Genomic DNA, 1,314 nt, shown 5'->3' on the forward strand with positions numbered 1-1,314 from the left:
GAACCCGCCGTGCCGGTGAAGTCCACCGCCGCGCCGTCCGTGTCCTTGCCAACCGTCAGGTTCGCACCCGCCCCCGACTGCTGCACCAGACCGATCGTGCCGCTGTTAAGGTTGTTGGTGATCGTGCTGACATCGCCTTCCACCGTCGTCACCCGACCATCAACGTTCGACACCCGCGCATCGATCGTGGTGATCGCATCGCCTGCGTTGTTCACCGTCGTGCTCGTGCCATCGATCTTCGTGACGCTGTACGTCGGACCCGTGACCGCACCCGTGACCGGATCAATCGACGCACCCCCGCCCAGACCAGCAATCACCGGCTTGAGCTGCGACACGTTCACCGCCTGCGTGTCGGCCGTACCCGCGGCCACCCCCGTCAGCACGCGCGAACCCGCCGTGCCGGTGAAGTCCACCGCCGCGCCGTCCGTGTCCTTGCCAACCGTCAGGTTCGCACCCGCTGCCGACTGCTGCACCAGACCGGCCGTGCCGCTGGTGAGGTTGCTGATGCTGGTGTTGATGCCCGTGATATCGCCTTCGTTCTTCGTCACCCGGTTATCCAGGTTCGTCACGTTGGTGTTGGTCGCAAACAGCTGCGAGCCGTTCACCGCATCCACGCTCGACGCGTTCAGTGCGCCCGCGGCCACCCCCGTCAGCACGCGTGAACCCGCCGTGCCGGTGAAGTCCACCGCCGCGCCGTCCGCGTCCTTGCCAACCGTCAGGTTCGCACCCGCCCCCGACTGCTGCACCAGACCCGCTCCTACACTGTTGACGGTGTTCGTCAGGGTCGTGATGTCGGTCGTGTTCTGGGCAACCTGCTGGTTCGTCGCAAACAGCTGCGAGCCGTTCACCGCGTCCACGCTCGACGCATTCAGCGCGCCATCGCGCACATTCGTCAACTGCACCGGCGTGCCGGCGATACCCAGCGTCACGCTGTCGTGCGCTGCCGAGTCGTATTTCACCGCATCGGCCAGTTTGGTGTCCACACCGCTCATGCTGGTGTTGAGGGTCGTGATATCGCCTTCCACCGTCGTCACCCGGTTATCCAGGTTCGTCACGTTGGTGTTGGTCGCAAACAGCTGCGAGCCGTTCACCGCGTCCACGCTCGACGCGTTCAGTGCGCCCGCGGCCACCCCCGTCAGCACGCGCGAACCCGCCGTGCCGGTGAAGTCCACCGCCGCGCCGTCCGTGTCCTTGCCAACCGTCAGGTTCGCACCCGCCCCCGACTGCTGCACCAGACCGATCGTGCCGCTGTTAAGGTTGTTGGTGATCGTGCTGACATCGCCTTCCACCGTCGTCACCCGACCATCAACGTTC

General features: G+C 65.7%; 1 pseudogene. It reads right to left on the bottom strand.

The features are described from left to right. Positions 1 to 1,314 (bottom strand): annotated as a pseudogene (locus P3T23_RS47705) (beta strand repeat-containing protein); the annotation flags it as partial.

The sequence above is a fragment of the Paraburkholderia sp. GAS448 genome (assembly GCF_050435685.1).
Lineage (GTDB): Bacteria > Pseudomonadota > Gammaproteobacteria > Burkholderiales > Burkholderiaceae > Paraburkholderia.